This window comes from Streptomyces lonarensis (assembly GCF_012033735.1).
GTDB classification, from domain to species: Bacteria; Actinomycetota; Actinomycetes; order Streptomycetales; family Streptomycetaceae; genus Streptomyces; species Streptomyces lonarensis.
This window is the reverse complement of sequence record NZ_JAAVJD010000172.1, coordinates 1-11278: the sequence shown is the minus strand read 5'-3', so window position 1 is coordinate 11278 and position 11278 is coordinate 1. Positions and strand designations below refer to the sequence as shown.

Below are 11278 nucleotides of genomic sequence, written 5' to 3'. Positions count from 1 at the left end.
GCGCCGAGGAGCGGCGGGCGGCCCTCGCGGGCGTGCCGCTCCGCGAGCAGCCGCTCCAGCCGGTCGCGGGCGGCCGCGAAGGGCCCGGCCGTCGTCGGGACGGCGGCCGGCGCCGGCGCGGTGTCGCTGGTGACTGCTGTCATGAGTGGTTGCTCCAGCGGAAGGTCTTGAGGGCGATGGCGCCGAACACGACGGTGAAGGCGAGGAGTCCGGCGCAGCCGACCGCGATGTCGCCCATGTCGCCGGAGCCGACGAGGGCGGCGGAGATGGCGTCGTTGAAGTACCGCAGCGGCAGCGCCCAGGAGACGGCCTGAATCCACCCCGGCATCATGTCCATCGGCAGGAAGGAGCCGGAGAGGAACGCCATGGGGACCATCACGCAGTTGGCGATGGCGGCGACGGCCTCCGGGGTGGTGGCGATGGAGCCGACGATGACGCCCATGGTGAGGAAGGTGGTGATGCCGAGGAAGAGCACCGGCAGCGCCAGCGGCCACCCGGAGTCGAGCGTCAGCCGGAACGGCGGCAGCATGGCGACGGCCACGAACAGCACGGCCTGCACGACGCCGATCCCCAGCGCGAGGGTGTAGCGGGAGGCGAGCACCGACGGCAGCGAGGTGGGGGTCATGCGGATCAGCCGGAGGAGGTCGTCGCGGCGCCACTGCATGAGGACGAAACCGATGCCGAACAGGGCGGCGTTGCCGACGCCCCAGGAGAGGACCCCGGGCGCGGTGTAGCTGATGTAGGTGCGGCCGCTGTCCTCCAGCGCCTGTCCGGCGAAGATCAGGCCGAAGACGACGAGGAAGATCAAGGGGAAGGCGAAGGTGAAGAAGAGGGTGGTCTTGTCGCGGACCGAGGCCCGGTAGCCGGCCTGGCTCAGGGCCGTGTAGGCGCTCATGCGGTGCTCCGTGTGGTTCGTTCGGTCGTCGGCGGGCCGGTGGTGCCGGCCCCGGGGTGCCCGGCCGGGTCGGTGGCGCGTAGGGCCCGTCGGGCGCCGGCGCGCGGGCGGGGCGGGGGCTTGCGGCGGTCAGGCGGTGCCGGTGAGCTGGAGGTAGACGTCCTCCAGGCTGACGGTGCGGGTCTGCACGCCTTCCAGCCCGGCGACCTTGGCGACCTCGGCGAGGGTGGTGCCGGAGTCGGTGGTGACGAGTACGACCATGTCGCCGTCCACGGTGGCGGTCTCGACGCCGGGCAGGGTGCGGGCGGTGTCCAGCGGGAGGCGCGCGGCGGGCACCAGGAGCCGGGTGTTGCCGGTGCCGGCGGCGATGAGGCGGCCGGGGGTGTCGAGGGCGGTGATGCTGCCGTTGACCATGATCCCGACGCGGTCGCAGAGTTCCTGCGCCTCGTCCAGGTGGTGCGTGGTGTAGACGATGGTGCGGCCGGCGCCCTTGAGGTCGCGCAGCACCTGCCAGAGGTCGCGGCGGGCCTGCGGGTCGAGGGCGGCGGTCGGCTCGTCGAGGAAGATCAGCTCCGGCTCGTGGACCAGGGCGGAGGCGATGGCGAGGCGCTGCCGCTGCCCGCCGGAGAGGTCGTCGACGCGGACCTCGGCGTGGGCGGTGAGGCCGACGGTCTCCAGCGTGGTGCCGACGGCGTCCGGCGCGACGCCGTAGAGTGCGGCGACGGTCTCCAGGTGCTCGCGCGCGGTCAGGCGCACGAAGAACGCGGAGGACTGGGTCTGGACACCGAGCCGGGGCAGCAGGCTCTTCTCCCGCCGCGCCGGCTGGTGACCGAGGACCGAGACGGTGCCGGCGTCGGGCTTGCGCAGCCCCTCCATGATCTCGACGAGGGTGGTCTTCCCCGCGCCGTTGGGCCCGAGCAGGCCGAAGAACTCGCCGCGCGGGACGGTGAGGGTGACGCCGTCCACGGCGTGCTTGGCGCCGTAGCTCTTGCGGACGTCGGTGAGTTCGACGGCGGTGGCGCCGGCGGGGTCGGCGGTGGGTGACACGGGGTTCTCCTTGGGTTCTGCCGTCGCGGGGGCGGGGCTGCGGTGGGGGTCGGTGCGGGGCGGGCGGCCCCGCGCGGCGGACGGTGGACGGTGGGCGGTCAGGTGGCCGTCAGCAGGGCGTGGACCAGCAGGCCGCCACCGGTCGCCAGCACGGCGAGCGAGGCGAACACGAGCGCGACGTAGCCCCCGTAGACGCGCCGGGCCCGTGCGGGGTAGGCGGTGGCCGCCGGGTCCCGGCGGACCCTCAGCATCATCCAGGTCCGCGCCGATGCCGCCAACTGTGCCGTGTGTGTCCACTGTTCGACGATCTTGTAGCCGTCGAGCGGCGGGATCGGCAGCAGCATCATCAGGGCCTGCACGACGCCGATGAGCAGCAGCGCGGCCAGCAGGTCCGCGGTGAGTCCGTCCAGCGGGGCGAGCAGCCAGAGCGCGAGGAACGGCAGCAGGAACAGCAGGTTGACCACGGCGCCGGCCACCGCCACCGCCACGCGGCGGCCGGTGGAGGGCAGATGGGCGAAGTCCTCGACGGTGCAGTACATGATGACCACCGGCAGCCGCCAGCGGAGGCCGATCTCCCCGACCCGGCCGCCGGCGTGGTGGGCGGTGACGCCGTGCGCCAGTTCGTGCAGCGCGGTGGAGAGCCACACCAGGGCGACCAGCGCGAACAGCATCGCGGGCTCGGTGAAGGTGCGGGCGGTGCCGGCGGCCACGTCCGCGAAGCGTGCCGCGACCGCGGCAACCGGCGCGAGCGAGGCGAGGAGCAGCACGACGACCGCGGGCCGGCTGAGCAGCGGCCGGACGGCGGCGTGCAGCCGGGCGGCGGTGCGCGGCGCGTCGGCGACCATCCGGACCGAGCCGGAGAGCAGGCCGTTGGTGCGCTCGGGCTGCTCCTCGGCCGGGGCGGGGGCCGGGGAGCCGTCGAGCAGGCCGCGGCTGCCCAGGGTGGAGAGCAGGCTGCCCCAGTGGCCGTCGCCCAGCCGCTTGCCGTAGGCGGCGGCGTAGTCGGCGCCCAGCTCCTGCAGGGTGCGGGTGCCGTCCATGCGGGAGACGAGGAAGTGCTCCTTGACGCCCAGCTCGAAGGAGCGCCCGCTGTCGGGGTCCTTCACCAGGTGGACGGTGCGGGCGCCGTGGAGGACCGGGTCGCCGACGAGCAGCGACTCCCGCAGCCGGGGCCGGTACTCGGCCGCGGCCCCGGCTCCGCCGGCCGTCGTGGCGGGGCCGCTCACGCCGTCCCCGCCTCCGTGCCGTCCGCCCCGGCTGCCGCCGCCCGCAGCGCGGGGTACTCGGTGAGGGTGCGGGCCAACATGTGGGAGAGGTACGCCTCGTCCTGGATGGTGACGTGCAGCCGGTTGTTGGTCATGTGGAGGTAGGGGGAGAGCAGGCGGACGAGGGCGTCGCGGGGGTCGGTCACCACCTGCTCGCTCTCCTCGTGCGGCGCGCGGAAGACGAGCTTCCCCTCGCGGGCGAGTCCGACGACGCGGTCGCGGAGTTCGCGGCAGTGGTCGGCCCAGCCCGCGAGGAAGGCGGGCAGGCCGGCGGTGGGGGTGCCGGGGCCGGCGGCGTCCGCCTCGGTGACGGCGGCGCGCACCCGGGTGTACCAGGCGTCGAGCTGCGGGGCGACGTCGGTGAACCGGCGGTCGTACTCGGTGGAGCCGATGAACCCGGTGTCGGGGAAGGCCCGGTGCCAGAAGTGGTAGTAGTCCTCCATGTAGTCGGCCACGGCTTCCCGGTCGGGGAGGAAGGTCGCGGCCATGACCGTCATCAGCTGGGAGGAGGTCCCCAGCAGCACGGTGCGCAGGTGGAGGTTCTTGGTGGCGAGCGCGTCGATCACCAGGTCGCTGGAGCGGCGGAAGTGCCATTCGGCGAGGTCGATCCCGGCCGGGCCGCCGTACTTGCCGTACTCGGGGGCGTAGGGCACCGCGCGGTAGGAGTTGTTGGGCTGGAGGTTCATCCGGCCCTCGTCGTCGGTGTACTGCTCCCGGGCGACGGTGGAGAACTCGATCTCGAAGAGCTTGTTGTAGAACTCGTTGAGGAAGCCGGAGTCCACCTGGTAGAGCGCGGGGCGCTCGGCGAGGAAGCGGGCCACCGCGGCCTCCGTCCGCTCCCGGACCTCGTCCGCGGCCCCGGGGCGGGCGGGCCGTATCCGCAGCCGCAGGTGCGGGCCCTCCAGCCAGTAGTTGATGAAGAAGTAGTCGGCGAGCAGCCCGTCGGCCTCCAGGGAGGCGACGAGCGGGCGGACGCAGTCCAGCAGCAGCGGCCGGGGGTTGGCGGCGTAGTAGATGTGGGTGGCCTGCCACTCCCCCGGGCCGTCGGCCGCTCCGGCGGCGGGTACGGCGGTGGCGGTGGCGCCGGTCGCGGCGGTGGCGGTGGCGGTGGTGGGCTCGGTCATCGGTCTCCCCCTGCGGTGTCGGTGGCGGCGGCTGCCGCGGGCGCGGTGGCGGCGGGCGCCGGCCGGCCGCGGCCGACGGTCTCCACCGCCAGTTCGGCGACGTGGCGGCCCCGGCCGGAGACGGCGTGGAGGTCGTCCTCGTCCGGGAGCATCTCCCGGAAGGTCACCGTGGCGTCCGCGTTCTTCAGCAGCGCCTCGAAGGCGGTCAGCGACAGCGCGCTGTCCAGGTCCAGGTACTGGGGCTTGGCGGCGGTCCCGCCGCGGGCGCCGCCGCCGGAGACGGTCGCGAAGACGCGGGCCGGCAGCCGGTGCCGTTCGCGCCAGCGCTGCCAGCCGAGGAACCACGCCGCGTCGGTGGCGTCCGCGCTCCGCAGCGGCAGCGCGGCGGCGGGCGCGTTCCAGGACCGGCGGGAGAGGATCACCGCGCCGTGGCGCACCCGCGGGCGGCGCGTCACGCCGTCCGCCGCGGCGGAGGCCGGGACGCCGCCCCAGGGGTCCACCCGCGCCATCGAGGTGGGCGAGAGCAGCAGCAGCGTGCGCGGGATCTCCGGGAGCGCCAGCGGCACGAGGTAGCCGAGGTAGACGGGCACCACCTCGCGGCCCAGTCGCTGCGACCGCAGCACCAGCCGGTCCTGCGCCGGGTCGTGCTCCAGCGCGAGGTCCTCCAGCGGGATGCGGTACTCCTCGGGCACCGAGGAGGTCTCGCCGGGGCAGACGATCTCGTAGTCGGTCAGCCGGCCGTGGAGGTTGAGGTTGCTGGTGACGCTGCCGCCGGTGACCTCGGCGAAGACCGAGCCGTCCGGCTGGAGTTCGCGTGCCTGGTCGCGCAGCCGGTCGGCGAGCGGTGCCTCGCTCCCCTCGTAGCAGTGGGCGAACCGGCTGAAGGGGAAGGAGAGTCCGCCGTAGGAGCGGTTCAGCACCAGCGAGGGCGCCGCGCCGCCGGCCGGCTCGACCAGCTGGAGGTGGTGGCTGTAGAGGGAGAACGGCGGGGCGGCGTCACCGAGCCGGTCCGCCACCTCCGCGAGCAGCCCCGCGTCCAGCGCGATCTCCTCCGCCTCACCGTCGCGGGCCCACAGCTCCTTCATCCGGTCCGCGAACAGCGAGCGTGCGTCGTCCAGTTGGCGCAGCCGCCGCTGTCCGAGCCAGTTCTCCTCCGGCACGTACCGCCCGTGGTCGTCGAAGGGCACGCGGCGGGAGGTCATGGAGATGTACTGGTCGAAGAGGTCCTCGTGGAAGTCGTGCACCAGCTTCAGCAGGTCGGTGCAGCGCCCGCCCCGCCCGAACCGGGCGAGGAAGAAGCCGAGCAGGGTGAACCGCTGCGGCAGGGTGACGTCGAAGGCGGGCAGCACGCTCTCGACGGCGCGCAGCGGCCCGCCCAGCAGCGGGGACCAGGCGGGGTAGGGGGTGCGGACGTCCGGGCCGACGGCGTCCTCGTACATCGTGGTCTGCGGGACGCGCGGCTCCGCCACGCCGAGCCCCTCCTGGACGGCGCGCAGCCCGTCGCGCAGCTCCGCGAGGAGTTCGCGGCGCCGGGCGGGGCCCGCGTCGGGGAACTCGGCGAGGCAGCGGATCGGGCCGCGCAGCGCCTCGGCGGTCTCCAGCGCCCAGTCGCTGCCCAGCTCGGTCAGCGCGTCGGCGAACGCCCGCAGCGGGTCGGTGTCGTGGACCCCGGTGCGCAGCGTCGGGGTCTGCACCATGCCCAGGCCCAGCAGGGCGGAGAGGTACTGCTCGACCTCCTCGGGGCCGGCGCCCTCCTCGGCTGCCAGCCAGACCGCCAACTCGCCGTAGCGCAGCGCGGGGCGCTCCTCGAAGAGCCGCAGCATCTTCTCCAGGGTGCCGCTGCGCCGCAGGAAGAACAGCCGGTCGGTGACGGTGTCGAAGGTGACGGCGGTGTCGTCGTCGCCGGCGGTGACCCACCGGCGGACGTACCGCACGCGGTCGGCGTCGCGGCCCCAGCCGGAGGCCAGGGCGACGGGCAGGTCGGCGCGGCGGGCGGGGTCGGCCAGCACGGCCTCGGCGACCCGGTCCAGGGCGAGGACGTTGAGCCGGGGGTGGCTGGTCCACTCGCCGCCGTCGGCGCCGTCGAGGTCCAGGCTCCGCGGGTGCGGTCCGGGGGTGGCGGGGTCGGTGAACTCGCCGAGGCTGACGCCGGTGAAGGTCGAGAAGGGGCTGGTCTTGCAGGCGGTCCGGTACAGGTAGGAGAGCAGCGAGCGCTCCGCCTTCCGGGCGCGCTTGTCGGGGCGTGCGGGGTCGGAGCGCACGAAGGAGTCGAGTTGGGCGTCGAGGGTGGGCGACGCCAGCAGCACGCCCTTGCGCAGCCGGTCCTCCCGGGCGATGCCGCGCAACTCGGCCCGTGTCCTGGCCAGTTCCTCGGCCATCAGCACGGTGCCCTCCGCCTCGCGGGCGGTCAGCCGCGCCCGTTCGGCGAGCCACTCGGCCAGCAGCGACCCGATGTGGGGGCTGCGGGCGGTGACCAGCGCCAGGTCGGCGTCGGGGTCGCGCGGCAGGCGGTTGTTGAACACCTCGCGCCGCAGGCGCAGCAGGCGGCGGCGTTCGGTGGTGGCGGTGATGTCGGCTGCGCCGCCGTCACCGGCGGGCTCGGACTCCTCACCGACGAGGTCGTGCAGCAGGTCGCCGAGGTCGGCGCCGGCCGCCGCCGACCGGGCGGTCTCCGCCAGCACCTCCTGTGCCCAGCGGCGGGTGGCGGGGCAGCGCAGCCGGCCCACCGTCTCCACCGGCAGCCCGGCGACGCGGGCCATGAACGGCCGGCCGACCTCCCACGGGCGGGCCGCGTCGGCCGGCGCACCCGCGGGGGAGGCGGCGGTGGACGGGGGCGCGGCGGGCGGCGCGAGGGGCGCGGGTGGCGCCGGGGTCGTGGGCTGGGCCGGGGGCTGCGCGGGCGGCGGCGTCACGGCGGAACTCCTTCCGGTACGGGCGGTGCGGTGGGTCAGGCCAGGTCGTAGCGGAAGTCGGCGGGCCGTGGGCGCTCCCGGCCGACCATCATGATCAGCAGCGCGGACTCGCCGCGTGCGTCGAGTCCCAGCTCCTCGGCGTACGAGATGTTGTCGAAGCCCAGCGCGACGCCGCACCCGAGGCCGAGCGCCGATCCGGCGGTGTAGGTGGCCTGGGCGGTGGCGCCGATGAGGGCGTTGGTGAGGCGGTAGCCGCGGTCGCCGACGGCGTCCAGCACGGCGTGGGTGCGGGCGACCGGTACCAGGACGGCGCCCGCCTGCTCCAGGTTGTAGTTGGCGAGGAAGTAGTTGCGCTGGAGGAACGGCCCGCCGGCGCGGTCGACGACGCCGCGCAGCGCGGGCCCCTCCGGGTCGTACGGGTCGTAGCGGTAGGCGCCGGGCGCGATCCCGGTGACGTGGTTGACGAAGACGTACAGCCCGGTGAGGCCGGGGCCGCCCGGCTCGGTGGCGGTGTCGCCGCCCAGCTCCGCGCCGAGGTGGGCGGCGCGGAGCGTCGCCGCCAACTCGGCCGCGGTCATCGGCTGCTGGGCGTCGAACCGGCCGAAGCTGCTGCGGCGGGAGCGCAGCGCGCTGCGGACGTCGGCGGTGAGCGGCGCCGGCTCGGGCAGCGCCACGCGCGGCCCGGCGGCGTCGGGGGGCAGCGGCAGCGCGGCGGTGAGGTCCTGGGGCGCGGGGCGGTCCGCGGCCCGGCCGGCGGTGACGCGCTGCATGGTGGTGACGTCCTCGAACCGGTGCACCGTGCGGGAGCGTTCGCTGTCGGAGGCGGTCACCGCGACCGTGCCGCCGGTGGCTGTGGGGGCGGACGGGCGGTGGGCGTCGCGGCGCCACCGCAGCGGGACGACCGCGAAGACGCCCTCCTCCTCGGCGCCGACGCCCAGCAGGTCGGTCAGCCGGTGCTCGTCGAACCACAGCGCGGGCTCGATCTCCATGCCGCGGGCGCGCGCCCACAGCCGCCAGGTCGCCAGCAGGGCGCCGACGTCCATGCTCACCACGTGGAAGGTGAAGCTGTTGTACTTGAAGGCGTTCTGCCAGTACTTGACGCCCAGCACCAGGTACTGGTCGGTCTCCGGGCCGGGCGCGCGCTCGCCCAGTGCCTCGCGCACACGGCCGCTGACGTCGCCGGTGAGCAGCCGCTGCAGGCTGTGGCGGCTGGTCGCGTAGTGGTGGACCCCGGGGGTGAGCGGGCCGGAGGCGCCGCTCACCCAGTAGACGCTGACGGGGTACAGCCCGCCGCCGGCGGCGCTCCCCCGCGACCAGGTGGCCATGCGGTAGTGCGGCAGCGCGGGCAGGTCGGTGTTGGCCTGCACGCCCAGGCGGCGGCCGGTGACGCCGTAGGAGTCGCGCAGCATGCCGCCGAGGGCGTCCAGGTCGAACGGGTCCGCGGCGTCCGGCGGGGTGTCGGCGGGGTCCAGCGCGCGCTGGAGCGAGGCGTGGGCCGGGTAGTCCCCGTCGGGCAGCGGGGTGGTGTCCGTCCCCCGGTAGAGCTTGCTCTTGCGGGGGCCGTCGGCCCAGTTCGGGACGAAGTCCACCGGTTCCATCGGCGTCCGCCCGCGGTTCATGATCGCGGTGGCGTAGGCGTGGGCCTCACCCATCGGGTGCTCCTTCTCGTGCGTGGCGCGGGCGGCTGCGGCGGGGGCGGTGGCCGCCCCGCCGCGGGACGGCTGCCGGGCAGGCGCCCGGGCGGGTGTCGGGGTCACGGGAACGGGTGGGGAGCGGGGTTGAGGTCCTCGGGCGTCAGGTCGGTGTCCCGCAGTCCCGCCTCGCGCAGCGCGGTGCGCATCCGCGGCATGCGCAGCGCGCGTTGCCGGGACCAGCCGAAGTCGATGGGGACCAGGCCGGGCACCAGCACGCTCACGGTGTGCAGCCCGAGCCGCCGCTGCTCGGGCATGGTCTGGTCGACGACGACCGTGTCGAACCCGGCGGCGGTGACGGCGTCGAGGCAGAACCGGAGGTCGGTGCGGACGTCGCCGCTGAGCGGTGGCACGGAGCCGTCGCCGTAGGTGTCGGCGAGCGACCGCGCCGCGGGCCGGGGGTCGCCGGGGGCGCCGATGAGGAACTCCGCGAACCGGCCCATCTCCGGGACGCCGTAGACCAGCGGGTGGTCGTGGAGCGCGGCGACCCGGTCGAAGTCGATCGCCATGGCGTGCAGTCGGTCGTGGTCGCGCTCCAGCCGCTCGGCGAGGTTGACGGCGTCGGTGGCGATCTCGCACAGCGCGCCGGCCATCGCCGCCTCGGGGTCCAGCCCCGCGCCGGCGCCGAAGCACATGCGGCCCGGCCCGCCGTCGAAGCGGACCGCGACGCCGGTGACCACCGGGACGGGGAAGGTCAGCCGGGTGTCGAAGAACCGGGCCTCGTAGCCGTACATGGCGAGCCGGTCGACCATCTCCCGGGTGGCGCGCCGCCGGGAGGTCCGCGGGTCGATCTCGGGGAGCGCGGCCCGCCCGTACCAGCTGAGCAGGAAGGCGTCGCGCTCGACGACCTCCATCAGGCCGAAGTAGACGGCCTCCTCCAGCGATCCGCCGGAGGCGCAGCCGTTGGAGCTCTCCTGCACGAACCGGTTCGCCAGCCCCGGCGTGTGGTAGTAGGTGAGGATCTGCGGCACGAGGACGGGCCGTTCGTCCCGGAGCGACCACCCCCACACCCAGGGGATCTCGCGGTCCACGGCGAACGGCGGCACCTCGGGGTTGGCCGCGTGGAACTCGGGCGCGTACAGGCCGACGTCGCGGGGGTCGACCAGCGCCCGGCCCTGCTCTGCGAGGTCGTTCAGCGAGCCCCGCACCGCGGCGAAGGCGCCGCGCGGCCGCATCCCGGCGTACCGCTCCAGCCCCTCCAGCACGCCGACGCGGACGCTTTCGCCGTAGGTGTCGGCGTGGCCGCCCCAGAACGTCTCCCGCAGGTAGTCGCCGGAGCGCATGCTGAAGCAGCCGATGGTGGCGGAGGTCGTCGTCGAGGAGACGTCGTAGACGACGGACGGGCCCAGCGGGCCGCAGAGCGGGTTGGTCCACGGCGCCGTCGGCAGGTCGTACGAGTCGATGTCGCGCACCCGCGAACTGCCCGGCCGGTGGACCGGTGCCGGGCGCAGCTCCAGGGTGGCGCGCTCGGCGGAGTCGGCCTCGGGCTCCCCGCAGCGCGGGCACTCCGGGTCGGCGACCAGCTGGTGGCGGCGCACCGCCAGCGTCGCCAGGTCCAGCAGCCATACGTCGTCGTAGGGGCTGCCGTCGCCCGCCGCGCCGTCGGCGGCCGCCGGGAGCTCGGCGGCGAGCGCGCCCGCGATCAGCCCGGCCAGCGCGTCCGCCGCGAACGGCGTGACGTACGGCGAGGCGCCGACCGACCGGGTGCCGGAGCCCAGCTCCAGCGCCTCGCGCAGCGAGAGGGAGCGGACCCCCTGCCACCGCCGGGCGAGGCAGTGCGGGCAGGCGCGGGCGCCGGGCAGCGGCCCGACGACGGCGTGCCGGCCGTAGAGCGCGACCGGCACCCCGGCGTCGGCGCCGTCGCCGCCGTCGCCGGGCTCGCCGCCGTAACCGCCCCACCGGTGGGCACCGGGGGCGAAGGCGTCGCGGACGCCCAACTCCCGCACGGCGACAGCGGTCTGCTCGCAGCCCAGCGCGGCCAGCGCGCGACGCAGCATCCCGGCGAAGCGACGGCAGGTCAGCGCCGGGGAACCGGCTGCGGCCGTGTCGGCGGAGGGTCCCGGCGAGGCCGGACGGGTCTCAGTGGTCACCGTTGCCGCCCTCGGTCAGCAGCACCCGGGCGGTGTGGACGTCGGCCACGGCCAGGTCCGCGGGGGTGGTCGGCACGTACAGCGCGTCGCGGCCCGCCGCCCGCAGCCGCTCCAGCACCTCGGGGAAGGTGGTGGCCCCGGCCGGCTCGGCCGGCGCCTCGCCGACCGCGAGGACCCGCGGGTCGAGGTCGCGCGGCGGCGCCACCGCGTCGGCGTCGGCCGCGCCCTCCACCGCGAGCTGGACGGCGCCGAGG

At 75.4% G+C, this 11278-nt stretch carries 7 protein-coding genes and 1 pseudogene; all 8 read right to left on the bottom strand.

Going from position 1 to position 11278, the window contains the following annotated elements:
• Window positions 1–139: 139 nt before the first annotated feature.
• Window positions 140–895, bottom strand: coding sequence for an ABC transporter permease (locus tag HCN56_RS18775; protein WP_167933481.1), 756 nt, complete (start codon window positions 893–895; stop codon window positions 140–142).
• Between the two features lie 129 nt (window positions 896–1024).
• Window positions 1025–1942, bottom strand: a complete 918-nt coding sequence (locus HCN56_RS18770) for an ABC transporter ATP-binding protein (protein ID WP_167972683.1) — start codon at window positions 1940–1942, stop codon at window positions 1025–1027.
• 98 nt (window positions 1943–2040) lie between these two features.
• The gene (locus HCN56_RS18765) at window positions 2041–3168 is read right to left on the bottom strand and encodes a peptidase M50 (protein ID WP_167972681.1); all 1128 of its coding nucleotides are present in this window, start codon (window positions 3166–3168) and stop codon (window positions 2041–2043) included.
• A complete protein-coding gene (locus tag HCN56_RS18760) occupies window positions 3165–4331 on the bottom strand; it encodes a lantibiotic dehydratase C-terminal domain-containing protein (RefSeq protein ID WP_167972679.1) in 1167 nt (388 codons plus the stop codon). The genes HCN56_RS18765 and HCN56_RS18760 overlap by 4 nt, the downstream gene beginning before the upstream one ends.
• Window positions 4328–7090 carry a lantibiotic dehydratase gene (locus HCN56_RS18755; protein WP_167972689.1) on the bottom strand — a complete coding sequence of 921 codons (2763 nt, stop codon included), beginning with the start codon at window positions 7088–7090 and terminating at the stop codon, window positions 4328–4330. Before HCN56_RS18755 ends, HCN56_RS18760 begins: the two co-directional genes overlap by 4 nt.
• Before the next feature lie 188 nt (window positions 7091–7278).
• Window positions 7279–8895 (bottom strand): nitroreductase family protein, encoded by a 1617-nt coding sequence (locus HCN56_RS18750; protein ID WP_167972677.1) that lies wholly within the window; start codon window positions 8893–8895, stop codon window positions 7279–7281.
• A 101-nt stretch (window positions 8896–8996) separates the two neighbouring features.
• Entirely contained in the window at window positions 8997–10931 is a 1935-nt protein-coding gene (locus tag HCN56_RS18745; protein ID WP_167972687.1) for a TOMM precursor leader peptide-binding protein, read from the bottom strand.
• Window positions 10932–11013: 82 nt separating this feature from the next.
• Window positions 11014–11278 (bottom strand): annotated as a pseudogene (locus tag HCN56_RS18740) (TOMM precursor leader peptide-binding protein); the annotation flags it as partial.

What these genes read in the sequence shown, in the direction of transcription:
- HCN56_RS18750 (WP_167972677.1), bottom strand. Translation starts at nt 8,895, where the DNA reads ATGGGTGAGGCCCACGCCTACGCCACCGCGATCATGAACCGCGGGCGG.
- HCN56_RS18760 (WP_167972679.1), bottom strand. Translation starts at nt 4,331, where the DNA reads ATGACCGAGCCCACCACCGCCACCGCCACCGCCGCGACCGGCGCCACC.
- HCN56_RS18755 (WP_167972689.1), bottom strand. Translation starts at nt 7,090, where the DNA reads ATGGCCCGCGTCGCCGGGCTGCCGGTGGAGACGGTGGGCCGGCTGCGC.
- HCN56_RS18745 (WP_167972687.1), bottom strand. Translation starts at nt 10,931, where the DNA reads ATGCTGCGTCGCGCGCTGGCCGCGCTGGGCTGCGAGCAGACCGCTGTC.
- HCN56_RS18775 (WP_167933481.1), bottom strand. Translation starts at nt 895, where the DNA reads ATGAGCGCCTACACGGCCCTGAGCCAGGCCGGCTACCGGGCCTCGGTC.